This is a genomic window from Bradyrhizobium sp. Ken51, assembly GCF_055807435.1.
On sequence record NZ_JBVVPB010000009.1, the window covers coordinates 128,821 to 152,002 of the forward strand.

Annotated in this window: 22 protein-coding genes and 1 tRNA gene; 7 read left to right on the plus strand and 16 right to left on the minus strand. The window is 64.1% G+C overall.

Annotation, left to right across the window (positions count from 1 at the left end; all coding sequences use genetic code 11):
- Positions 1-26 precede the first annotated feature (26 nt).
- Both AC0L27_RS17465 and AC0L27_RS17470 read left to right on the plus strand, forming a co-directional pair.
- Positions 27-1,103, plus strand: a complete 1,077-nt coding sequence (locus AC0L27_RS17465; protein WP_473319846.1) for an oxidoreductase — start codon at positions 27-29, stop codon at positions 1,101-1,103.
- A gap of 135 nt (positions 1,104-1,238) precedes the next feature.
- Positions 1,239-1,955, plus strand: coding sequence for a nucleoside/nucleotide kinase family protein (locus tag AC0L27_RS17470; RefSeq protein WP_473319848.1), 717 nt, complete (start codon positions 1,239-1,241; stop codon positions 1,953-1,955).
- Here the strand turns inward: AC0L27_RS17470 and AC0L27_RS17475 are convergent.
- Positions 1,952-2,122 (minus strand): hypothetical protein, encoded by a 171-nt coding sequence (locus tag AC0L27_RS17475; RefSeq protein WP_473319849.1) that lies wholly within the window; start codon positions 2,120-2,122, stop codon positions 1,952-1,954. The genes AC0L27_RS17470 and AC0L27_RS17475 overlap by 4 nt on opposite strands.
- Positions 2,123-2,542: 420 nt before the next feature.
- On the opposite strand from AC0L27_RS17475, the gene AC0L27_RS17480 reads away from it, so the two are divergent.
- The gene (locus AC0L27_RS17480; RefSeq protein ID WP_473319851.1) at positions 2,543-2,980 is read left to right on the plus strand and encodes a helix-turn-helix domain-containing protein; all 438 of its coding nucleotides are present in this window, start codon (positions 2,543-2,545) and stop codon (positions 2,978-2,980) included.
- A gap of 85 nt (positions 2,981-3,065) precedes the next feature.
- On the opposite strand, the gene AC0L27_RS17485 is transcribed toward AC0L27_RS17480, so the two are convergent.
- From AC0L27_RS17485 to AC0L27_RS17495, 3 genes are all read right to left on the minus strand, one after another.
- Positions 3,066-3,142, minus strand: a tRNA-Arg gene (locus AC0L27_RS17485).
- A 151-nt stretch (positions 3,143-3,293) separates the two neighbouring features.
- Positions 3,294-3,833, minus strand: coding sequence for a hypothetical protein (locus tag AC0L27_RS17490; protein ID WP_275168058.1), 540 nt, complete (start codon positions 3,831-3,833; stop codon positions 3,294-3,296).
- Positions 3,834-3,993: 160 nt separating this feature from the next.
- Positions 3,994-4,563 (minus strand): hypothetical protein, encoded by a 570-nt coding sequence (locus tag AC0L27_RS17495; RefSeq protein ID WP_354209306.1) that lies wholly within the window; start codon positions 4,561-4,563, stop codon positions 3,994-3,996.
- A 179-nt stretch (positions 4,564-4,742) separates the two neighbouring features.
- On the opposite strand from AC0L27_RS17495, the gene AC0L27_RS17500 reads away from it, so the two are divergent.
- Complete coding sequence (locus AC0L27_RS17500; protein WP_275168059.1) at positions 4,743-5,126, plus strand: VOC family protein; 384 nt, start codon at positions 4,743-4,745, stop codon at positions 5,124-5,126.
- 49 nt (positions 5,127-5,175) lie between these two features.
- Here AC0L27_RS17500 and AC0L27_RS17505 read toward each other — a convergent pair whose 3' ends face one another.
- Positions 5,176-5,673, minus strand: a complete 498-nt coding sequence (locus AC0L27_RS17505; RefSeq protein WP_354209305.1) for a hypothetical protein — start codon at positions 5,671-5,673, stop codon at positions 5,176-5,178.
- A gap of 256 nt (positions 5,674-5,929) precedes the next feature.
- On the opposite strand from AC0L27_RS17505, the gene AC0L27_RS17510 reads away from it, so the two are divergent.
- A complete protein-coding gene (locus AC0L27_RS17510; protein WP_007603093.1) occupies positions 5,930-6,280 on the plus strand; it encodes a GrlR family regulatory protein in 351 nt (116 codons plus the stop codon).
- Positions 6,281-6,383: 103 nt separating this feature from the next.
- On the opposite strand, the gene AC0L27_RS17515 is transcribed toward AC0L27_RS17510, so the two are convergent.
- From AC0L27_RS17515 to AC0L27_RS17555, 9 genes are all read right to left on the minus strand, one after another.
- Positions 6,384-9,071: a PAS domain S-box protein gene (locus tag AC0L27_RS17515; protein ID WP_354209304.1), complete on the minus strand. Its 2,688-nt coding sequence runs from the start codon at positions 9,069-9,071 to the stop codon at positions 6,384-6,386.
- Between the two features lie 123 nt (positions 9,072-9,194).
- Positions 9,195-10,109: a DMT family transporter gene (locus AC0L27_RS17520; protein WP_354209303.1), complete on the minus strand. Its 915-nt coding sequence runs from the start codon at positions 10,107-10,109 to the stop codon at positions 9,195-9,197.
- An 80-nt stretch (positions 10,110-10,189) separates the two neighbouring features.
- Positions 10,190-10,990, minus strand: a complete 801-nt coding sequence (locus AC0L27_RS17525; protein WP_354209302.1) for an NUDIX hydrolase — start codon at positions 10,988-10,990, stop codon at positions 10,190-10,192.
- Between the two features lie 4 nt (positions 10,991-10,994).
- A complete protein-coding gene (locus AC0L27_RS17530; protein WP_354209301.1) occupies positions 10,995-11,948 on the minus strand; it encodes a dihydrodipicolinate synthase family protein in 954 nt (317 codons plus the stop codon).
- 107 nt (positions 11,949-12,055) lie between these two features.
- Positions 12,056-12,934: an SDR family oxidoreductase gene (locus AC0L27_RS17535; RefSeq protein ID WP_275168068.1), complete on the minus strand. Its 879-nt coding sequence runs from the start codon at positions 12,932-12,934 to the stop codon at positions 12,056-12,058.
- Between the two features lie 149 nt (positions 12,935-13,083).
- A complete protein-coding gene (locus AC0L27_RS17540) occupies positions 13,084-13,944 on the minus strand; it encodes a MaoC family dehydratase (protein ID WP_354209299.1) in 861 nt (286 codons plus the stop codon).
- Between the two features lie 214 nt (positions 13,945-14,158).
- Positions 14,159-14,548: a Zn-ribbon domain-containing OB-fold protein gene (locus AC0L27_RS17545; protein ID WP_354209298.1), complete on the minus strand. Its 390-nt coding sequence runs from the start codon at positions 14,546-14,548 to the stop codon at positions 14,159-14,161.
- Positions 14,548-15,705, minus strand: a complete 1,158-nt coding sequence (locus AC0L27_RS17550; protein WP_085360843.1) for a thiolase domain-containing protein — start codon at positions 15,703-15,705, stop codon at positions 14,548-14,550. The genes AC0L27_RS17545 and AC0L27_RS17550 overlap by 1 nt, the downstream gene beginning before the upstream one ends.
- A gap of 390 nt (positions 15,706-16,095) precedes the next feature.
- Positions 16,096-19,587, minus strand: coding sequence for an indolepyruvate ferredoxin oxidoreductase family protein (locus AC0L27_RS17555; RefSeq protein ID WP_354209297.1), 3,492 nt, complete (start codon positions 19,585-19,587; stop codon positions 16,096-16,098).
- Between the two features lie 280 nt (positions 19,588-19,867).
- On the opposite strand from AC0L27_RS17555, the gene AC0L27_RS17560 reads away from it, so the two are divergent.
- Entirely contained in the window at positions 19,868-21,094 is a 1,227-nt protein-coding gene (locus AC0L27_RS17560) for a c-type cytochrome (RefSeq protein ID WP_354209296.1), read from the plus strand.
- 1 nt (position 21,095) lies between these two features.
- On the opposite strand, the gene AC0L27_RS17565 is transcribed toward AC0L27_RS17560, so the two are convergent.
- Complete coding sequence (locus AC0L27_RS17565) at positions 21,096-21,746, minus strand: trimeric intracellular cation channel family protein (protein WP_354209295.1); 651 nt, start codon at positions 21,744-21,746, stop codon at positions 21,096-21,098.
- A gap of 164 nt (positions 21,747-21,910) precedes the next feature.
- Between AC0L27_RS17565 and AC0L27_RS17570 the strand changes: the two genes are divergently transcribed.
- A complete protein-coding gene (locus AC0L27_RS17570; protein ID WP_354058739.1) occupies positions 21,911-22,303 on the plus strand; it encodes a hypothetical protein in 393 nt (130 codons plus the stop codon).
- Positions 22,304-22,361: 58 nt separating this feature from the next.
- Here the strand turns inward: AC0L27_RS17570 and AC0L27_RS17575 are convergent, their stop codons facing one another.
- A complete protein-coding gene (locus tag AC0L27_RS17575) occupies positions 22,362-23,171 on the minus strand; it encodes an isocitrate lyase/PEP mutase family protein (protein WP_354209294.1) in 810 nt (269 codons plus the stop codon).
- Positions 23,172-23,182: the final 11 nt, after the last annotated feature.

Consider the following 23,182-nt stretch of genomic DNA (forward strand, 5'->3'; position numbering starts at 1 on the left):
CGCTAAAGGACGCGTCACAGCGCGGAATGCTGCTCGACCACCCGCCGGCAATGCCCGGCTACCGCATCAGCCAGGTTTCGGACGGCCCCGCCGGCAAGTCCATTCAGCAAAAGCCCGAACACGGCGAGGTGTTCGCTGTCCCCGAGGGCCATCTGATCAAGGGTGTTTCAGCCCTGGTCAATCCCGACGGCCAAGAAATCGTCAAATGGATCAAGACCAGCCAGGACGCCGAGCAGCGCGACGCAGCGATGCGCGCCGTGGTCGAGGGCTTCAAGGAAGATTTGCCGCGCACCGAGCCCGCCTTGCCCGTTCCGCGCACCAATGGCGAACTCCTGAACCAATACACCGTGACCGATCTGCATTTCGGCATGCTGGCCTGGCGCGAGGAAACCGGCGCCGACTACGATTTGAAGATCGCCGAAAAGCTCCTGCTCGACTGGTTCGCCGCGGCGATCCGCATGTCGCCGGACGCCGGCACTGCGGTGCTCTGCCAACTCGGCGACCTCTTGCACCATGATGCGCACGAAAGCGTCACGCCGGCGCACCGGAACGTCCTCGACGCCGATTCCCGCCTGCAAAAAATGATCCGGGTGGTGATCCGGACCATGCGCCGCATCGTGACCATGCTGCTCGAGAAGCACGAGCAAGTTCATATCATCATGGCCGACGCCAACCACGACCCGGCCGGCGGCGCCTGGTTGCGCGAGATGTTCGCGGCGTTCTTTGAGAACGAACCGCGCGTGACAGTCGACACCAGTCCGAGCACCTACAATGTGTTCGAATTCGGCAACACGTCGCTGTTCTATCACCACGGCCACAAGCGCAAAATCAGTTCGATCGATGGCGTTTTCGTCGGCAAGTTCCGCGAGATTTTTGGCCGGACCAAATTCAGCTATGCCCACATGGGCCATCTGCACTCGGACGAATTGAAGTCGGCCCCCACCACAATGAAGGTTGAACGGCACGAAACGCTCGCCGGCCCCGATGCCTACGCGGCGAACGGCGGCTGGCTCTCCGGCCGATCGGCGAAGGTCATCACGTATTCGAAGCAGTTCGGCGAAGTCGGCCGCATCACCCTGACCCCCGAAATGGTGAGCACATGATGCGCGCCCTCGCCCTGATCCTGGCCGGCGTGGCGATCGCCGGCGCCCTCGCGCTCGGATCCATCATAGACCTCCCGCCCTTCCCAACGTGCGCCGGCCTCGGCGGCGGCTGCACTTCAAATTGAGGACGTGACCATGGCAAACGACTGGCCCCGCAGCGATCGCGAGTGGGCGGCGCAATTCCTTGATCAGCGCATCGGCTGCAACGTTACCGCGTGTCCCAATGGCAAATGCCAAGCCACGGGCGAGTGCATTGACAACCTCCCCGTGGTATCGAGCCCGCCCCTGGCGCCGGACATGCGCTATTCCGCCCCGCGCACCATCGTGGCGTTCACCGGCCTCGCCGGAGCTGGCAAGAGCACCGCCGCCGCGCACCTCACCAAATCGCGTGGCTTCGAGCGCGTGCGCTTCGCTGGCCCGCTCAAGGCCATGATGGCGGCGCTTGGCTGCACCACCGCCGAGATCGACGGCGATCGTAAGGAAACGCCCTGCGATCTGCTCGGCGGTAAGACGCCGCGTTGGGCCATGCAGACGCTCGGAACGGAATGGGGCCGCCAACTGATCGGCGACGACCTGTGGATTCGGGCCTGGCAAGCGGCCGTGGATCGGCTCCCGCCCGGTGTGCCCGTTGCCGTGGACGACTGCCGCTTTCCCAACGAGGCGGCGGCGGTGCGCGCGGCGGGCGGGCTGATTGTCCGCGTCGACCGTCCCGGCGCCGGTACCGCATCAGTGCATGAGTCCGAGCAACATCAAATCGACGCGGCCCGGATCCTGCACAACACCCTCGACGAACGGAATTTGCGCGAACAGGTCGACGTCATGTTGCGCGACCTGTCGTGGGCGGATCGCTAAGCCCCAAAGTCGAACGCCTGATCCCTGACCAGCTCCGGCACGGCCAGCCCGCGCCGCTGCGCCATCGCCTGCACGACCAACCGCACACGCTCGGCAGCGGCCGCGACCCTCGCTGCTTCCTCTTGCAGCACCATCAGCGACCGCGTTTCGAAATCGACTTTGCGCATGTTCGTTCTCCTTCTGTTCTCCCGAACTATGCTTCCGAAAATACGAAGAGTCAATAAAGAAAAAGGCCGCATTCGCGCGGCCTGATTTCGTTACGCGATCGTATCGGTCCAATCGACTTTGACACCATGCGCCGTCGCCAGCGCCTCGAACTGAACGCACACCCTGTTCATCCTGGCTCGAGCTTCCACCATTTCGGTCGCCATCACCATTACCGTACGCACCGTAAACCCTTCGTCCCTCTCAGTTTTAACCGCCCGCCCGCTGGTCATTCCAATAACTTTCATTTTGGGTTGCAAATCAGGAACTTTTCAGTTCCTAATAGTAAGTTAATACCCTGAACGAATTTTGGTCAAGAAAGAACTCATTTTACTCAGTCGGTACAAATACGGTGTTCACATTTGAGAAGGAGGCGTTTGCACATGCTAAAGAGATTACATAAATCGGGGCAAAATTTACGCATGCAAAAATTGACAGGCATCCATGCTCGGATGGCCAGGGGAGCACTCGCTTGGTCCGTGCGACAGGTCGCTAAGACGAGCGGCATCAGCGACAGCTCGATTCGACGAATCGAATCTGAGATCGGCGTTCCGGAAACCGTGACTCTAGACCTTCTGGTGCGCCTACGCGAGTTCTACGAAAGTAAGGGGTTCACCTTCATTTTTGAGCCTGACCCCGGCATCTCCTGGCGACGCAAAGAGCGGCGAGCGCGAGCGGATCGGCGCGGCTCCGGCGGCGGCCCGGTCGGAGCGTCCAGCACGATGACGGATGTGGTCTCCGTCGTGCCGATGGTGTTTGCGCCCCAGCGATACGAGACAGCAGTGCGCTTCTGGTCAAAGATTTTTCCGCCGCCGGAGTGAACGAAAAGGCGACAGGAATTGCAAACCGATCTGCAAACCGGTCTTTCCGTTCTCAATCTGTTTCGCGCTAAGCCGTTGATTTTGTTGGCGCGCTCGGAGAGATTCGAACTCCCGACCCTCGGAATCGAAATCCGATGCTCTATCCAGCTGAGCTACGAGCGCCCTGGGCCCGACATTGGGCCGCAGCCGAGACGCCCCAGTTCGCTGCTGGCGGGCAGCAGGCCGGATGACGTTCGGATGGGTTCGAATTAGCAGAGAGGCCCGCCAATAAAAAGCCCTTCCCGCCCCGATTCGAGACGGGGCAGACCCGCTCTTACCAGGTGCTATCGAAGAAGCCGAAATGCGGCTGCTGCGCCATCACCATCATCGGCCGCCCTTGCTGCGGCACCGGATGCGCTCTGGCGACCTTGCGCTTGGGCTGCTGCGCTGGGGTCTGAAGTGGCTGGGCCTGAGGAGTCTGGGCCTGGGCCTGCGCCTGAACTTGCGTCTTGGCTTCGGCCTTCTTGACCGCAGCGGCATCAGCCTTCGCGGCCGGCGTGAATTGAGCGAAAGTCTCGCGGACCCGCGCCTTGGCTGTAATCTCGGCCAAGGCCGGCGACATACCCTCCACGGGCGGCTGGGGAGCCGCGGCGGCGGCGATCTTCACCGCAGGGGCGGCAAGCGGCGGCTGAGTGGTGTCGAGCACGACGCGCTCCGGCAGGTGGCGATCGGACCGGATCCGGATCAACGGCTGTTCGTTGCTTGCGGTTGCAACCGCCTGCGTCACAGGCGAAGTCGGCAGAACGTGGTTCGCCGCGAGCAGCAGTGCGAGCAAGGCTCCACCGACAAAAATGAAATACCGAAGGATAGGCATTGGCCGCGCTCCGCCCGCCGCATCCCCGCGTGGGCTCTCCGCCTCAACAGGCGATCATTTAATTGGTTCCTGCCCCAGCCATTCGGTTCAAATGGCGACGGCAAGTTTTTTGGCCAAGGCCCCAGGACAGTAACTTTTCCGCTACCGAAAAATGCCGGCCTTAGGTCCGACGTGCTGCCACAAGCGAACACTTCGCCTGATCGGCATTCACATTGACGAAGCCGACAGGAATGCGCGCAAAAGTCTTGCGGCTCTTCATGTTAACCGTATCCGCCAGAACGCGGCTGCGGTCAGTGAGATGACTGCCATCGCGCCGCGCAAAAGCACAGGCGATCTCGACATCCTTTACGGCATAGTCGTTGTCGTTGCGCAGCGTGAACGTCACCAGCGCCTTCGAGCCAAGGCCGCCGCGGCGCCAGGTCTGCGATGAAATCCTGATCCGACCGAGTTCCGCCATTGTCGGAATCTGAGCTTCGGATGGCGACGACACGACGGCCTCGTTGCCCGAAGGCGCCGTCTCGACCGCTGCCACGTCAGACCTCACCGGTTCGGCACTGTTGCCTCTGGAGAGAGGGAGCAGCATCCAGACGCCGCAACCGACGATGATGGCCGCCAACAGCCACAGCAGGCCTCGCCCAAATGAAACGCTCGCGATCGTCACCGCCCGCGCCAGTCGTTCGCCGGTCACGGCGAAACGCCCTAACCCGATGCGGTCAAACCGAGCGTTCATGGTTGCCTCACCGATCGCGGCGGAAGCACGTTCGACAACGGATTCGGCCACTGTTTACCTTAATCCGGAAGACGAACTAAGGTTCCCGCGCAGCTGTCGAGTCGGCAAGAGCGGTGGCGGTCACCGGCCGAGGCCGCTAACATGCGCTGCAACATCAAGACCCGTCGGGAGAACATGAAATGCCAGTCGTCACTTGGGATCACGTCCATCTGCGCAGCCCTGATCCGGAGGCCACGGCGGCATGGTTGCGGGACATCCTCGGTGGCGAGATCGTGCAAGCGCCCGGACGGATCGACGTGAATCTTGGAGGCGCAAGGATTTTCATTGCGCCTCTCGAAGGCGACAACGCGGTCAACCCGCCGCCGTCGCACCCGCATCAGGGCCTCGACCATTTCGGTCTCACGGTGAAGGACATCGACGCCGTCGCCGCCGAGATCAAGGCCAAGGGCGTCACCTTCACGCGCGAACCGACCACGATCCGCCCCGGCGTGCGCATCTGCTTCATCCGCGGCCCCGAAGGCATCTCCATCGAGCTGCTCGAGCGCGACAAGAAATATACCTGACACGGCGCGCGCCGCATCGGCCCACCGGGCGACGTGCCGCCCGGTGCGCCTAAGTCATGCTGCCGGGCATGAAGCAGCGGATGGCGACGCCCATATAGCCGTAGATCGGCCAGACCATGGTGCGCCCCGCCCGGTTCGGCTCCGAGATCACGGCCTCCTCGGGCACCTCGACCCAGACGAGCTCCTGCGGTCGGCCGTCGATCACGTAGCCATACCGTGGGACACGGACCCGATAGTGCCCGTCCTTGCTGTCCCAGTCGGTGTCCGAGAGCGCCGAGCCGTCTGCATCGGAGCAGCAAGGCCCCTTGCCGCTTCGCAGGCCGTCGAACCAGGCCTTCAATTCGGCATTGGTGTTGACGAACTGGCCGCGGTCGCGCGCGTGCCCGATCGGGGCTGCGAGTGCGATCAGAGCCAGGGCACAAGCGAGGCTCGTCACGCTTCGCCAGCGTGCCGCGCCGCCAATCCGCCGTTGTCGTGTTTCGCAAATCGTGGGACGCACACTGTACAGACGCGGCTTCTCGCCGCCGGAATCGATCCAGTTGCTCACGTTTGTCTTGCTCCAGCACCCCGCGGCCAGTGCAACAATGGTTATGCATTTCGCGGGCCAACTTGATTCGCAACGACTGGCCTCGCTTCATGATCAGACCGTCATGGCGGTGTCATAGACAAGCCGGGACACTACGGCTCACGTGCAGGTGCGCAAGGCCGGCGGCCAAACTCCCGCGTTGCGTGGGCGCATGCCCTTTGGCATAAATGCCCTACCGGTTACGCCATTGGGCGATGGCGGCCGGCCTCGGGACGTTATGAAGAACGGCCTCTATTCGATTCACGTGAACCTGCTCGATGGTCGGGTCGGCAAGGGCAGCGGCGTGATTCTTTTTCGCGACGGCAAGATTCTTGGCGGCGATGCCTACCTGTATTACACCGGCAGCTACACGGTGAAGGACAATACCTTCAAGGGCGAGGTGCTGGTCCAGCGTCACACCTCGCCGCGGGGTGACGACAATCCGCTGTTCGGCGGCCCTGCCGCGGTCGGCATCGGCGTCAGCGGCACCTTCACGGAGACGCGCGGGGACATGACGGGGACCGCGCTGGTCGGCAAGGCCAGCCAGATTTTCGGCGCAACGCTGCACAAGCTTGCAGAGGCCGACTGAAGCTTCGGTTCTGATTGAATCAGAATCTCAGATCTCAATTGTTGTTGTTTCCACGTTTTCTTCACGCGAACCGGGCAATCTACTTCGCTCGAAAACGCTCGAGCTATTCCGCGGCCTGCTCGAGTGGCGCGACTCGCGGCAGGATGATCTGGATACGTGTGCCGCCGCCCGGTTCGGAATCCAGATCGAGCCGTCCGCCAAGCCTGTTCGTGACGATGCTGTAGACGATGTGCAGCCCGAGGCCGGTGCCGCCCTGGTCGCGGCGCGTCGTGAAGAACGGATCGAAGGCACGACGGCGGACGTCGAGCGACATGCCGCAGCCATTGTCGGAGAAGATGATCTCGACATTGTCCTTGCCGGACTCGCGCACCTGGATGTCGATGGTGCCCGGCCGGCCGTCCGGGAAGGCGTGCGCCACCGCGTTGAGAAACAGATTGGTCAGCACCTGGCCGTACGGTCCGGGATAGCTGTTCATGGTCAGATCAGGCTGGCACTCGACATTGAGCGTCAGATTGTGCTTGCGAAGGCCGGGCCGCAGACTCATCACCACCTGCTCGGTGAGGTCACCGAGATCGAAGCTGCGCTGGTCCGAATAGTTGCGGTCGGCGGCGACTTGCTTGAACGATTGGATCAGCTCGGCGGCGCGATTGAGATTGGAGACGAGCTGCGAGGACGCGTCGCGGCTGGTATGGAGAAAGTCGTTGAGCGTGGAGCGGCGCAACTCGCCCCGCTCGACCTCGGCGGTGAACATCGCGGTCTTGCGCTCCAGCGCGGAGGCGACCGTGAGGCTGATGCCGACCGGATTGTTGACTTCGTGCGCGACGCCGGCGACGAGGCGCCCGAGCGCCGCCAGCTTCTCCGCCTCGATCAACGAGGCCTGGGTCTCGCGCAGATTGCGCAGCGCGGTCTCGGCGGATTCCTTGGCTTTCCGCATCTCCTGCTCGCCGCGCTTGCGCTCGCCGATGTCGAGCGCCACGGTGACGATCCGCTCGATCTCGCCTTCTGCATCGAGCAGCGGCAGCTTGTTGACGAGCCATTGCCGCATGTGGCCGGAAGAATCAATGTACTCTTCTTCGTAGAAGCCGAGACCTTTTCGCAGCGTCAGTACGCGCTTGTCGCTCTCGTCGGACTTGGCCGCGCCGTAGCGCGACATCAGGTCGGCCGTTGTGCGGCCGAGCGCATCGCCGGGCTCGATTCCGAAGATGCCGGCCATGTAGCGGTTCATCAGCACGTAGCGCAGGTCGCGGTCCTTGACGTTGATCACCGCGGGCACGGTATCGATGACCTGCTGAAGCAGGCGCCGTCCTTCGGCGATGGCGTCTTCGGCGCGCTTCTGGTCGGTGATGTCGCGCAGCGTGCCCTCGTAGCGGACGATGTTGCCGGCCTCGTCGCGGACGCCGGTGGCACTGTCGGACAGCCACAGGATGTCGCCGCCGCGCTGGCGCACCTGGTATTCGAACTCGCGCACCATGCCGTCGCGGGCCATCAGCCGCTGATATTCGACGCGTGCCTCGGGATTGACGTAGATGGTGTGGGCGATGTCGTTGATGCTGTCGATCAGCTGCTGCGGGCTATCGTAACCCATCATCCGTGCCAGCGCCGGATTGGCGTTGAGGAGGTCGCCGGCCGGCGTCGTGACATAGATGCCATCGACCGAGCCCTCGAACAGTTTCCGGTAGCTCTCTTCGGCGAGGCGCTGCTCGGTCAGTGCGCGCACCGCCGCCTCGCGCGCCGTGTCGGCCTCTTCCAGCGCGCGGCGGAACACTTCGGCCGCCCGCGCAATGTCGCCGATCTCATTGTCGAGGTCGGCGGACGGGATCGAGGTGTTCTTCTCGCCGGCTGCGAGCGCGCGGATCGACCGCGCGATCTGGGCGAGCGGACGGACCGTCCGCCGCACCACGAAACCGGCCGCGAGAATGCCGATCAGCACGCCGATGGTACCGAGCACGATGCTCTGCCAGCGCGCCTCCGTCAGCGTGCGGGCAAAGTCGCGCGACAGCACGTGACCGCGCCGGGCGCTGACCTCGCGCAGCAATTCGGTGACGCGGCCGATCAGCCGGCCCTCGGTTCCCAGCACCTCGCGGTCGATGTCGGCGATCTGCCGTTCACGGACCGCGACCGCGATGATCGCCTCGGCGTAATCGTTGACGGCCGATCTGAGCTTCGGATCAGCGATCCCCATCGCCCGCATGCTCTGCGCCGCCTGCTCGGCCGCGGACGGGTTGCGCGCAAGCAAACCGAGCGCGATCCGGCTCTGCGCTTCCGACAGGCGGGACGCCAGTTCTCGGTCCCCGGTGCCGGAGACAGCCGCGTCGAACTGGTCGCGGAGCGGCGGCAGGCCGGCGAGCAGCTGTGCGCGGCGGTCGATCAAGGTCGAGATGCGCTCCAGGCCGCTGCGATAGGTCGCAAGCCGCTCGCTGACCCCGTCGATCATATCCTGCTGCTCGGGCACGAGCTCGATGCGGGTCTTCTTCAGGATGTCACTGAGCGTCGAGGCCGCCTCGCCCACCTGCTTGAACTGGATGCCGGCGCCGGGATCGGTGACGAAGTCGCGCGCGGCGAGCCGCAGCTCGTTCATGCGGCGGTCGATGTCCTCGGCGAGATCGCCGACGCTCTGCAGCCGCTGCAGCTCGGCAAAGGTCCTGTCGATGTGCCGGATCGCGATCACGCTCGCGGTCGAGGTGACGATGATCACCGCCAGCACCAGAAGGAAGCTGCCGAACGTGAGCTGGCCGATGGAGAGCGAGAATGTTCGCTTTTTCTCAGGGGTCGGCGTCAATTCGGCGGACATTGGTGATGTGAGGACCGGGCTATTGGAGCTCCAATATACGACGTATTGCGGTCCGGGGGGAACATGCCTCTGGCCGCCGAATATCCTTAATATTGCAGCCCTGCCGTCCTCCTTGGCCCCGCATTATGACGTTTTGACGCCGGCCGGCCGCCGCGCCGGGATAGTCATGGCGGCGACGCCGAGGACGACGCAGGCAAGGCCGATCCAGGCGGTCCGGCTCAGGCTCTCGCCGAGAAAGGCGACGCTGATGGCAACTCCGATCGGCACGCGGAGATAGGCCTGCGCGGTGGTGCCGACCGAGCCCAGGCTCTGGATCAGGCGGAAATAGATCACGAAGGCCGCGGCGGTCGAGAAGGTCGCCAGCGCGAGCAGCGCCAGCACGGAACTCAGCGAGGGCGACAGCGTCCAGGGCTGCTCGACGATGAGCGAGGCCGGGATCAGCGCCGCAGCCCCCGCCAGCAGCGAGCCGGCCGCAGGCGCCATGGGATCGAGGCCCTTGAAGCTGCGACCGAAGATCGCGGCGCAGGCGTAGCAGATAGTGGCGGCAACGATGGCGGCCTCCGCGACGAGGCCGCTTCCGACATCATGGACGGCATCGACGCCGACGATCAGCAGGATGCCGGCCATGCCGGCGACCACGCCGACCAGCTTTCGCGGTGTCGTCGCCTCGTGACGCGTCACAACGGCCGTGAGCAGGAAGGTGAAGATCGGGCCGGCCGAGTTGAGGATGGTCGCGAGCGCGGCATCGACGTGGCGCTCGCCCCAGGCGATCAATGTCCAGGGGATCACGCTGTTGAGCACGGCCTGGAAGGCGAAGCGTTGCCAGGTCGCGGCATCCGTCGGCATCCTGATGCCCCGCGCCCACATAATCGCGAGCAGCAGCAGGCCGGCAATCGTGGTGCGCGCCGCGATCAGCGTGATCGGTGGGATCGTGGCGACGCCGAGCTTGATGAAGGTGTAGGAACCACCCCAGAGCGTCGCGAGCGCGAGCAGCAGCGCCAGCTCGACGGCGATGTTGTTGTCCTGCCGGTCGTCCATGTCGCGTGCTCCGCCCCGTTGTCCGGGACGGAACCTAGCGCGTCTGCCCTCGCAGATACTTCGCTTTGTATCGAACTGTCCTAGCCGAGCGCCCCGACCTCGAACACTTCGCCGTCATAGCCGGCCTCGCGGGGAATGCGGAGCTGGCGGCCGGTATCGGTCTTGGTCATGACAGGCATCACCGTCACGACAGACATGCCGCGGGCGTGCTCGAGCGCGGCGCTCACGCTCGACTGCTTGGCGAGCCGGATCAAATTGCGCGTGGTCGGGAACGGCAGCTTGAAGCGGCCGCTCTCGCCGCCCTCCACCGCCTCGCGCGGCGAGATCCAGATCGAGTCGGTCGACTCCCGGCCATCATGTGCGCCGAGCTGGTCGGGCGGTGCCGCCGCAAGGAAGAACCAGGTGTCGAAACGTTTTGGCATTCCCTCGGGCGTGATCCAGTGCGCGTAAGGCACCAGCGTATCGAGCGCGAGCTGGAGGCCGTTATCGGCCAGAATGCTTAGGAAGCTGATCTTGTGCTCGTTGAGCGCGAGGCGATGCGCATCGGCGATCTCGCCGGCGCGCCTGGCATCGACCGGCGTGCCCGAGTCCTTCGAGCGCGCCAGCAGGATGCCGCTTTCCTCAAAGGTCTCGCGGATCGCGGCGATCCGAAAACCGCGGTCCGCTTCACTCAGGCCCTCGCCGCCCGAATACAGGTCGGAGCGCTTGACGATCTCCTGATCGCCGGCATCGACGCTGCCGCCGGGAAACACCAGCGCGCCCGAATTGAACTCGATCTGATGATGGCGGACCATCATGAAGACTTCAATTTCCTTCGCTGCTGCGCCGTCGCGCAGCAGGAGGATCGTCGACGCAGGGCGTGATGCTGTCGTCTCGGCCATTCGACTAACCTGCCGCGCTGGATTGCGGGCCGAGATTGGCGCGCTTGTCGACGCGGGCGACCCGCGACAGCAGGTACTCGACCTCTGCCTTCGCCGCCGGCGTGATAGTGGCGCCGGGCTTGCGCTGGGCGCTGGAGGCGATGATGCCGCGCTTCTGCAGCACGTATTTGCGCACGGCGAGGCCAGCACCAGGCTGCTGCTCGTAGCGGATCAGCGGCAGATGCGCGTCGAACAGATCATGGGCGGCGTCGCGCTTGCCTTCCTTCGAAAGTCGCACGACGTCGATCAGAAGCTCGGGGAAGGCATAGCCGGTCATGGCGCCGTCGGCGCCGCGCTCCATCTCGAAGTCCAGAAAGAGCCCGCCATTCCCGCAGAGGATCGAGAGCGGCCGCAGCGAGCCGTCCTTCTGGAAACTGCGCAGCGTCGAGATCTTTTCCAGCCCCGGCCAGTCCTCGTGCTTGAGCATCACGCAGTTCGGATTGTCGGTGACGATCTTGCGGATCACAGCGGGGGTGAACACCACCGACAAGGTCAGTGGATAGTCCTGGAGCACCCAGGGCAGGTCGGGGCCGATCGCCTCGGCCGCCTGCTTGTAATAGCCGATGATCTGGTCGTCGGTCCGCAACGACGGCGGCGGCGCGATCATCACACCGGCCGCACCGGCCTCCATCGAGGCCTTCGCCAGCGAGCGCATGGTGGCAAAACCCGGCGCCGAGACGCCGACGATCACCTGCATCTTCTTGGCGCGCTTGACGAAGCGTACCGCCACCTGTTCGGCCTCGGCGGCATCGAGCTTCGGCGCCTCGCCAAGAATGCCCAGCACCGTGACGCCGTCGCAGCCGACCTCCTCGTAGAAATCGGTCAGGCGGTCGATCGAGCGCTCGTCAATCCGGCCGTCATCGTGGAACGGCGTCGGCGCGATTGCGAAGGTGCCCTTGGCGTCGGGGGTGAGTTTCATCTAGTCCTCTATCCTCTTGTTCGTCATTCCGGGACGATGCGTTAGCATCGAACCCGGAATCTCGAGGTCCCGGGTTCGCGCGCTGCGCGCCCCGGGACGACCATGGCCTAAAACCGCCGCGCCCCCATCTTGATCTGCTCTTCGGAGAAGAAGATCTCCTTGGCATGATCGGCGATGTCCTGGGCCTTCCAGCCCGTGTGCGGCGGCTTCCAGCCGTCCATTTCCATCATCCGCATTTCGCGCACGCCGCGGGGCCCGGACACGCCCAGCACCTTGCCGGTCTGGTCGCCGGACAAGTCGCTGACCATGTATAGCACGGCCGGCGCGATGCCGTCCGGCCCCAGCGCGGCACCGGGGTTCTCCTTATAGCGGGGCAGGTCTGCGGTCATGCGGGTCAGCGCGCCCGGCGCGAGCGTCCAGATCCGGATGTTGTATTTGCGGCCCTCGATCGCCAGCACGTTGGACAGGCCCCAGATGCCGCCCTTGGCCGCGCCGTAATTGCTCTGGCCGAAATTGCCGATCAAGCCCGAGGTCGAGGAGGTGTTGACGATGACCCCGCCGCCGTTTTCCCGCATCCAGCGAAACACCGGCATGGTGCAACAAAAGGTGCCCTTCAGATGCACCTTGATGACCTTGTCCCAGTCAGACTCAGAGGCCTTGGCGAAGGTCTGGTCCCGCAGAATGCCGGCATTGTTGACGAGGATGTCGGCGCGGCCGAAATGCTTGATGGCGTCGTCGAACACCGACTGGCCGCCTTCCATGGTGGAGATGTCGGCGCCGTTGGCGACCGCTTTGCCGCCTTCGGACTTGATCGCATCCACCACGAGCTGCGCCATCGATGTGTCGGCGCCGGAGCCGTCACGGGGACCGCCGAGGTCGTTGACGACGACGGAGGCCCCTTCCCGCGCGAACAGCTTTGCGTAGGCCTCACCGAGCCCCCCGCCCGCGCCGGTGATCAGCGCAACCTTGCCGTCGAGTAGTCCCATGGTGGCGTCTCCCTTTGTTGTTTTGCTCCGTCATGGCCGGGCTTGTCCCGGCCATCCACGAACTTGGTCGCCAACCGCGCGGAAGAACGTGGATGCCCGGGACAAGCCCGGGCATGACGAGATAACTCAGAGCGCGTCGAGCGGCATCATCAACCCAGCACCGTCTTGCCGTTCTTGATCACGGTGACGCCGCGAGACTTCACCTTGGCTTCGAACGAGATCGTGCTGCCGTCCTTCCAGAGATCCATGGTCACGGTCTCGCCGGGATAGACCGGCGAGGAGAAGCGCGCGACGTGCTGGCGGAAGGCGGAGGCGTCGTAGTCGGCATAGGTCTGGAGTACGCCGCGGCAGGTGATGCCGTAGGTGCACATGCCGTGCAGGATCGGGCGCGGGAAGCCGGCCTTCTTCGCGAATTCGGGATCGGAGTGCAGCGGGTTACGGTCGCCGCAGAGACGATAGACAAGCGCCTGGTCCGGGCGCGTCACGATGTCGATGGTCGTGTCGGGTGCGCGCGACGGGATCTTGTGCGGATCCGGCTGGGTCAGGTTCGGCCCGCCAAAGCCGCCGTCGCCGCGGGCGAAGCGCGAGGCGACCAAAGTAGCCAGCTTCTCGCCCTTCTCGTTCTTGAGCACGGTCTGGTGGCTGATGACGACGCCCTTGTCCTTGCCCTTGTCGTAGACTTCGACCACGGAGGAATCGGCGGTGATCTGCGCGGCCACCGGCAGCGGCTGGTGGAAGGTGATGTCGCGCTCGCCGTCGACCACCATCACACGGTTGAGGTTCATCTCGCCGGGACCCGCGCCCCACGCCGCGACGGATGCAAAAGTCGGCACCACCTTGAGCGGCCGCGGCGTCAGCGTGCCCTCGTTGACGAAAGCGAGCTCGTTCTCGTCCATCGGATCGGCGCCGAGCCCGATGCCATAGGCATAGAGCATCACTTCGCGATCGGTGTAGGCATATTTCTGGCCGAGGTTCTTGAGGCCTTTGAGTTCGTCGTATCTGGCGGACATTTTTGTTGTTTCCTCCCGGCAGCTTCAGCTGAGCGGCGCCTATTGTTGCGCCCTCTCCCCTTATGGGAGAGGGCTACAAGGTGCCCGCAACAAACTCGTTTGGGTGAGGGGTTCGCTCCTCATCGAACAATCTCTCTGTGGAGAGATACCCCTCATCCGGCGCTTCGCGCCACCTTCCCCCACAAGGGGGGAAGGGAAGAACTCACCGCGCCTACTACGCCGGCGTGAAGAACGGCAGCGGCGCGCCGTCGGTCGGCTTGAACACCACCTTCACCTTCTGGCCGATCTTCAACGTCGTCAGATCGCAGTCGACGAAATTGGTCTGGAGCGACGGCCCCTCCTTCAGCGTGACGTAGCCGATCGCGTAGGGGCCGGTCGGCGACTTTCGCATCAGGCTGTAAGTGTAGATCGTGCCCTCGCCCGAAGACTCCTCCCACACCGTCTTGTCGGAGTAGCAGAACGGGCAGATCGAGCGCGGGAAGTAATGCGCTTCGCCGCAGGCGGTGCAGCGCTTGATCATGAACTTGCCCTGCTTGGCCGCGTCCCAGAACGCGGCGGTCTCGGGGTTGGTCACGGGCGCCGGATATTTCTTGGCTTCGCTCATCACACGCGCTCCAGAATGGCCGTTGAGGCGGCGTGGCGGACGCCGAGCAGGCCGCCGGTGCCGTGGGCGATGGCGAGATCGCAATTCTTGACCTGCACCTTCGGATGCGCCTCGCCGCGCAGTTGCCGCACGGCCTCGAGAATCTTGGTCATGCCGCCGCGGTTGACGGGATGGTTGCTGCAGAGGCCACCGCCATCGGTGTTGAACGGCAGCTTGCCGACGCCCGAGATCAAATTGCCGTCGGCGACGAACTTGCCGCCCTCGCCCTTCTTGCAGAAGCCGAGGTCTTCGAGCTGCATCAGGACGGTGATGGTGAAGCTGTCGTAGATCGAGGCGTATTTGATGTCCTTCGGCGTGATGCCGGCCTCCTCGAACGCACGCGGGCCCGACCAGATGCCGGCGGAGTACGTGAGGTCGAGATCCTTGCCGCCGCGTGGCCCCTTCATCGCCTCGCCATGTCCGATCAGTTTGACCAGCGGCTTCTTCAGGCTTTTTGCGATCTCGGGCGTCGTCACGATCAGCGCGCCGCCGCCGTCGGAGACGACGCAGCAATCCATGCGATGCAAGGGATCGGAGATCATCGGGGAGTTCAGAACGTCCTCGACGGTGACGACGTCCTTGAGCATCGCGTGCGGATTGTATTGCGCGTGGTGCGAGGCCGCGACCTTGATCCAGGCGAGCTGCTCGCTGGTGGTGCCATAGTCGTGCATGTGGCGCATGGCACACATGCCGTAGGCATTGTGCGTAGTCGCGCCGTAAGCCGTCTCGAAATCGGCTTCCGCGCCGGCCGCGCGCGGCGGCATCGCGCCGGTGCGCGGCTTGCCGGCCAGCGTGATCAGCGCGATCGAGCACTTGCCCGCGGCGATGGCTTCAGCGGCGTGGCCGAGATGGATGATGTAAGAACAGCCGCCGGTCTCGGTGGAATCGACATGACGGAGCTTTTTGGTGTTCAGCCCGAGATAATCGACCATCGGCCAGGCGCCGCCCGGGGCATCGCCCGCGCAGAAATAGCCGTCGACATCGTCCTTGCTGAGCCCGGCATCCTCGATCGCGCCCTTGGCGACTTCGGCATGGAGCTGCGCGGTGGATTTGTCCGGCGCATGCCGGGTCGGGTGTTCGTAGATCCCGGCAATGTAGGCCTTGCCCTTGATGGTCAAATAAGGTCTCCGCTGGCGTTTCTCACTTCCGGTTTTTTCTGAACCGCTGCTGCCCTGTTGGCAAGCGCGGAAATATTCCGCCGGGCGAGAGGGCAGCGCGTTGGCGCAAATCGCCGAGGTGCGGTGGGAGGGCCTCTGCTGCCGGATCGTCCTTGCGAGCGCAGCGAAGCAATCCAAGAATCTTTCCGCGGACGCTTTCTGGATTGCTTCGCTGCGCTCGCAATGACGGGAACGACGGGCAGAACCCTAAAGGTGTTTTGCCCGACGGCACAAGCGGTTTCGTTTTATCGAAAAACCCTTTTCCGCGAAAACAACCCCATGCACAGTAGAATGGTGGTTGATTTCATACAGGAATTTGTGGGGTGGATTAGCGAGCCCACCCCACAAATTCTACTCCGCTGCGATCTGCCTTGGTGCCGGCGGCGGGTTGGCCAAATCGGCGGCGAGCTGGGCGTAGCGGGCCTTGGCGTCTGCGACGGCCTTCTCCTTGACCGGGCCGTAGCCGCGAATGCGGTCGGGCAACGACAGCAGCTCCACCGCGGTGTCGATCGTGAGCGGCGACAGCAAGCCGAGCACGGTGGCGACGTCCTTCTCGTAGCCGGCGATGAGATCGCGTTCGAGCTTGCGGTCCGCACTGCGACCGAAGATGTCGAGCGGCGTGCCGCGCAGGAACTTGAATTTTGCCAGCATACGAAACACCGGAAGCATCCACGGGCCGAAGGCGCGCTTCTTCGGGCGGCCGAGCGCATCGACGCCCCTGCTGAGAATAGGCGGGGCCAGGTTGAAATTGAACTTGAAGTCGCCTTCGAACTGGTCTCGGAGCTGCTTTTCGAACGCGCCGTCGGTGTAGAGGCGCGCAACCTCGTATTCGTCCTTGTAGGCCAGCAGTTTTGCGTAATTGACCGCAACGGCGCGCGTCAGCGCCTCGTCATAGCCGCCCTGTCTGGCGGCGTCGCTGACCTGGTCCACCAGCTTGCGGTAGCGCTTGGCCAAGCGGCCGTTCTGATAGGCGGTGAGGTGTTTTGCGCGGTGCTCGACGAGTTCGTCGAGCGTCATGGCGTCCAGCGTCTTCGGTGCGACGACTTCGTCAGTCCCCTTCAGCATGCCGGCGAGGCGCTGGGGATCGGCGACCGCGAGGCGGCCGAGGCGGAAGGCTTCCTTGTTCATCTTGATCGAGACGCCATTGACCTCGATCGCCTGCTCGATCGACTCCGCCGACAGCGGCAAGAGGCCCTTCTGATAGGCGTAGCCCATCATCATCATGTTGGTGGCGATGCTGTCGCCGAGCAGCTGCTCGGCCGGCTTGGTGAAGTCGAAAAACACCGAGTCCTCATGTAGCGCGGTCTCCAGCAATCCGTTCAGCTTGCGGGTCTGGAAGTTGAAGTCGCGGTTGAGAACGAAGTCGGCGGTGGGAATGACGTGGCTGTTGATGATGCCGCGGGTGCGGCTGCTATCGCAGAGCGAGATGGTGTCCTTGGCAACCGCGACCACCTCATCGGCGGCGAGCACGACATCGGCCGTGCCGGTGACGATGCGCGAGCAGGTCACCTCGGCCGGATGATCGGATAGGCGGACGTGGCTCAGCACCGCCCCACCCTTTTGCGCCAGGCCCGACATATCGAGGATCATCGAGGCCTTGCCCTCGATATGGGCGGCCATGCCGAGCAGCGCGCCGATCGTCAGCACGCCGGTCCCACCGACGCCGCCGACCGCGATGTTGTAGGGCTTGTCCAGGTTGGGGCGCGATGCCGGCTCAGGCAGATCGCCGATATCGCCGACGCCCGCAGGCGCGCGCTTGCGCATCTTGCCGCCGTCGACCGTGACGAAGGACGGGCAAAAGCCTTTGACGCAGGAATAATCCTTGTTGCAGGTCGACTGGTTGATGGCGCGCTTGCGACCGAACTCGGTCTCCAGCGGCTCGACCGAAATGCAGTTGGATTGCACCGAACAATCGCCGCAGCCTTCACACACCGCCGGATTGATGAGCACACGGCGCGCCGGATCCTCCATCGTGCCGCGCTTGCGGCGGCGGCGCTTCTCGGCGGCGCAAGTCTGCACGAAGACGATGGCGGACGCGCCCTTGACCTTGCGCAGCGTTTTCTGGACCGCATCGAGCTCGTCACGATGCGCGGTCTTGACGCCGGGCGCGATCTCGTTCGCCGGATAGGCGTCGGGATTTTCCGAGACGAGATAGATCTCGCGGATGCCTTCGCTGTGAAGCTGGAAGGTGATCTGCTGCGGCGACAATTCACCGTCGACATGCTGGCCGCCGGTCATCGCGGTCGCGTCGTTATAGAGGATCTTGTAGGTGATGTTGGCGCCGGAGGCGATCGCCTGGCGGATCGCGAGGCTGCCGGAGTGGAAATACGTGCCGTCGCCGAGATTGGCGAACACGTGCTCTTCCTTGGTGAAGGGGGCAACGCCGACCCACGGCACACCCTCGCCGCCCATGTGCGTGAAGGTCTCGGTGGAGCGATCCATCCACAGTGCCATGAAGTGGCAACCGATGCCGGCAAAGGCGCGACTGCCTTCGGGCACCTTGGTCGATGTGTTGTGCGGGCAGCCGGAGCAGAAATACGGGGTGCGGGCGACAGGCGCGGTCGCCTGCATTTGCGACGCCTGGCGGCCGTTGAACCAATCGGCCTTGGCGCGCAGCATCGTTGCAATTTCGGGATTGAGATCAAGTCGAAGCAGGCGCTCGGTCAGCGAGCTCGCCAGTGAGGCGACGCTGAGTTCTTCGGCAAAGGGCAGGAAGCGCTTGTCGTGATCGTCCATCTTGCCGATGATGCGGGGACGGACATCGTCGCGCCAGTTGAACAGCTCCTGTTTCACTTGATTTTCGACGATCTCGCGGCGCTCTTCGATGATGAAGATTTCCTCGAGGCCCACGGCGAATTGCCTGACGCCTTCCGGCTCCAGAGGCCAGGGCATGCCGATCTTGTACAATCGAAGCCCGATCTTGGCGGCGACCTCGGGCGTGATGCCGAGCTCGCGCAGCGCCTGCCGGATATCCTCGTAGCTCTTGCCGGACGCCATGATGCCGTAGCGGGCGTTCGGCGAATCCATCGTGACACGATTGACCTTGTTGGCGCGCGCAAAGGCGATCGCGGCAAAGCCCTTGTAGTCCTGCAGGCGGCGGTCCTGGGCGAAGCGGTCGTCGGGCCAGCGCAGATTGAGACCACCTTCGGGCATCTCGAAATCGGTCGGGATCACGAACGGCGTCATCTCGTCGGTGAGGTCGATCTCGGCGGTGGTCTCCACCGTCTCCGTGATCACCTTCATGCCGACCCAGCACCCCGAGTAGCGCGACATGGCGATCCCGAGAAGGCCCATCTCGATCATCTCGTGGACGCTCGACGGGTAGAGATAGGGCATCAGCGCCGACATGAAGGCGTGGTCGGACTGATGCGGGACGGTCGAGGATTTTGCGCCGTGGTCGTCGCCGGCGAGACACAAGACGCCGCCGTTCTTGGCGGAGCCCGCGGCATTGCCGTGGCGGAAGACGTCGCCGCAGCGATCGACGCCGGGGCCCTTGCCGTACCAGATGCCGACCACGCCGTCGTACTTGGCGCCGGGCGAGAGGTTGAGCTGCTGCGAGCCCCAGACCGCGGTGGCGGCCAGATCCTCGTTCACGCCGGGCTGAAACTTGATGTTGTATTGCTCGAGATGCTTGCGCGCCGCGAAGAGCTGCTGGTCATAGCCGCCGAGCGGCGAGCCGCGATAGCCGGAGATGAAGCCCGCGGTGTTCAGCCCCGCGGCACGGTCGCGCCGGATCTGGGCCATCGGCAGGCGGACCAGGGCTTGAATGCCGGTTGTGAAAATATGTCCGGTGTCCTGGGTGTATTTCTGATCGAGACTGATCGGACCCTGGTTGATGCCCATTATGTCCTCTTCCGCCCTTTTGAGCGCTTGGCTGCTTAAGCCGTTGCCTGCCCGTTGTTTTTAGCTAGGTCGCGCCGACCATTTCCGCCACTCTATGTCGGATATTTCACGCTCCGCATCACAATTCTGGACCAAAGGCAGCGCCGGGTAAAAATCGCAATTTCGTGGCTGCATTGGCATCCGCGATTTTCATTTTGTGTCACCATACCCCCGCCGTCGCGCAACGAATTGACGCCCGGTCGTCCGGGACGGCGTCGATGGGTCGCAGGAGAGGCTTTCGATGCGGACGATTCTGGCTGGCCTGACTCTCGTGGGTCTGGCGTTGTGCAGTGCGGTTGCGAGCGCGGCCGTCGCTGCCGAGCCGTCACCGGAGCTGATCGCCTACGGCAAGGCGCTGGTGGAGGCCGGCGACTGCGCTGGCTGCCACACCGCCGATCCCGCCAAACCGTTCGCGGGTGGAAAGCGCATCGCCACTCCCTTCGGCGCGATCTATGCCCCGAACCTGACGCCGGACCGCGACACCGGGATCGGCGCCTGGACCGACGCCGATTTCACCCGCGCCGTGCGCACCGGCGTCGCGCCCGACGGCTCCAACTATTACCCGGCGTTCCCGTACCCCTATTTCACGCGGATGACGAAGGACGACACGCTGGCGATCCGGGCCTATCTCGGAACGCTCGCGGCCGTCACGAGCCGCAACAAGCCGCCGGAACTGCGCTGGCCGTTTGGCTATCGCGGCCTGATGCGGATCTGGAACATGGTCTATTTCAAACCCGGCCTGTTCGAGCCGGACCAGAGCCAGAGCGCGGCGTGGAATCGGGGCGGCTATCTCGTCACCGGGCTCGGTCATTGCGGCGCCTGCCACACGCCGAAGAACTATTTTGGCGCGGACAAGCAGGCGCAGTCACTCGCGGGCAACGAGGTCGGCGGCTGGTACGCGCCACGGCTCGATGGCGCCGCCCGCACCGGGCTGAAATCGTGGAGCGTCGAGGACGTCACGGAATATCTGCAGAGTGGGCGCAACGCCAGGAGCCATGCCAGCGGGCTGATGGCGGAGGTGGTCGTCAACTCGACCTCGAAGATGAGCGACGCCGACGTGCGCGCGATCGCGGTTTACCTGAAGAACCTGCCGCCGGCACGGCGTGAGACGATCGTGACGCCGCCTGACGATGCCGAGATGAAGGCCGGCAAGGCCATCTACGCCAAGCTCTGCATCGCCTGCCATGAGGCCGACGGATCCGGCGCACCGCGGATCTATCCGCCGCTGCCTGCCAACGCGCTGCTGCAATCGGTCAATCCATCCTCGACCTTGCGCATCATCCTTGACGGCGCCCACACCGTGATGACGCCGCGCGCGCCCAACACCGGGGAGATGCCGGCCTATTCCAACCAGCTGTCCGATGCAGAGATCGCGGCAGTGACGAACTACATACGCAATTCCTGGGGCAACGCCGCGCCACTGGTGACGCCGGCGCAGGTGGCGAGGGCGCGGAAGCAGGAGCCGTAACTCAAGGCTCCCGCTCCTCCTCTTCCGTGAACACGAATTTCGGCATCTCCCATTTGTAGCGCACTGCCAGCAGGCGGAAGCTGATGCCGATGGCGAACGTCAAAATGGTCCAGAGCTCGGCGTTCAGCTTGAGACCGAACGCGGTGGCATAGAACAGCCCCGTCACCACCGAAACGCTGGCATAGAGCTCGGAGCGAAACAGCAGCGGCACGTCGTTGCAGAGCACGTCCCGCAACACGCCGCCGGCGCAACCGGTCACCATGCCGGAGACGATGACGATCGGCAGCGTGGCATCCATCTGCCAGGCGATGTCGCAGCCGGTCATGGTGAAGACGACGAGGCCGATGGCATCGAGCACGATGAAGGCCAGTTTCAGCCGGTGCACCAGCCGCGCCATCAGAATGGTGAGGAAGGCGGCGCCGCCGGCCAATGCGAGGTAGATGGGATTTTGCACCCAGGCCAGCGGATAATGACCGAGAAAAAGATCGCGCAAGGTGCCGCCGCCGAGCGCCGTGATGCAGCCGAGGAAGCAGACGCCGAGCCAGTCCATGCTGCGGCGGCCGGCAGCGAGCGCGGCGGTCATGCCTTGCGCTGCGACCGCAACCAGCGACAACAGATGCAGCACGCTATCGCTCGGCGGCAAGCTCCACATCGTTTTGTCCCCTTCCGTCAGCGGAGCTTACGCTTTGGGTTCCCCGGCGAACAGGTTCCCGATTCCGGCGGCGCGCGCAACATGCGACGAAAGCATTAAGGAGGGCGGAACAGAATCTCGCATCCACGGGTTGTCCCGCCGCAATAATCGAGGAGAACCAATCGATGGCTGACGACCGTTTTACGAACGATCCGTACCGCCCGAATCTCGCCGATGATGAGTATCGCAATGCGGCGCGACGGGATGCCCAGCTTCAGGTCGACCCTGAGCTTGGCGAAGGCCCCGCCTCCAGCGGTAAGGTAGCCCTGTTCGCAGTGGCAATTGCCTTGGTGCTGGGTGCCGTGTTCTACGGCCTGAACAACACGAACACCGGCAACCAGGCGAGCACCACGCCGGCAACGCAGACCGCCCAGCAGGCGCCGGCTACCAATCCGGCCGCACCTCCCGGCATGCGTGACGTGACGCCGCGCACCAACACCGGACCGGGCGTGACCACGGGCGCCGCGCCGAGCAAGCCGGCCCCGGATACGCCGGCCCCCACTGAGGGCGCGAAGTAACGATTTGCAACAATATGCGACAGCGGCGGGATTCTCATCCCGCCGCTTTCGTTTGTCTCTAGCTGAACATCCTGTTGAGCTCGCCGCCGGGATAGCCGCCCGCGAGTTCCGCGAAGGTGCCCTTCTCCGCCATTTCTTTCGCGGCCCGCATAAAGCCGCCCCAGGCGGCGCGAGCGAGCGAACCGCCGACGCTGATCCGGCGCACGCCAAGATCGGCAGCTTCCTGCAATGACAGCCCGGAGCCGCCGATCAGCAGGTTGAATGGTTTGGGTGCGACAGCCTTCACCACCGCGGCGATGTCCTCGCGGCTCTTCAAGCCCGGAGCGTAAAGGCAATCGGCGCCGGCATCGGCGTAAGCGGTGAGCCGGTCGATGACGAGCTTGAGGTCGGTCACGCCCCACAGATACGCCTCGCAGCGGCCGACCAAGAGCACGCCGCTGTCGCCGATCGCCTTGCGTGACGCCTTGATGCGCTCGACTGCGAGCGCGCGCTCGTAGATCGGCTTGTCCTTGTCGCCGGTGGAATCCTCGATCGACAGGCCGGCAACGCCGGTGCGCACACAGCGCTCGACATTGTCGACGACCTTGTCCGGCTCGACCGCAAAGCCGCCCTCGAAATCCGCGTTTACGGGGATATCGACGGACGTGCTCAATGCCGCCAGATGCTGACAGACGTCCTCGACGGAGACGTGGTTGTCGGCCTTGCCGATGGTCCAGGCAAAGCCCGCACTCGACGACGCGAGTGCCTTGAAACCGAGATGCTGCAACGCTTTCGCGCTGCCGACGTCGACCGGATTGGGCAGGATGAAGCAGCCGCTCTCGTGCATCTTCCTGAAGGTCGCGCGCTTGTCAGCAGTTGTCACATGCATGTTTCTCTCCC